Below are 237 nucleotides of genomic sequence, written 5' to 3'. Positions count from 1 at the left end.
ATTACACCAAACGGCAGAGCTTATTGTGAGTAAAATGCATAGCATGGGTTATATGCAGTTTCATGTATTGGGTTACTCACTCGGCGGACGAATAGCGCTGCATATTGCAGATGATTATGCTGATTCGCTCTTGAGCTTAACGCTCGAATCCGCTCATCCTGGCTTGCAAGATGCTCAGCAACAAGCCGCGCGAGCTAAAAGCGATAGTATCTGGGCGAAAAAACTCCAGCATATGCC

1 protein-coding gene is annotated in these 237 nt (G+C 46.8%); it reads left to right on the top strand.

The genetic code is table 11. The features are described from left to right. Window positions 1–34: 34 nt before the first annotated feature. On the top strand, window positions 35–237 hold a 203-nt coding region (locus tag AAEZ02_RS23455), incomplete at its 3' end, for an alpha/beta fold hydrolase (RefSeq protein ID WP_351125640.1).

The sequence above is a fragment of the Shewanella sp. T24-MNA-CIBAN-0130 genome, assembly GCF_040310185.1.
Taxonomy (GTDB): Bacteria; Pseudomonadota; Gammaproteobacteria; order Enterobacterales; family Shewanellaceae; genus Shewanella; species Shewanella psychromarinicola.
Note: the sequence above shows the minus strand (reverse complement) of the source record. Positions and strands in the feature narration are given on the sequence as shown.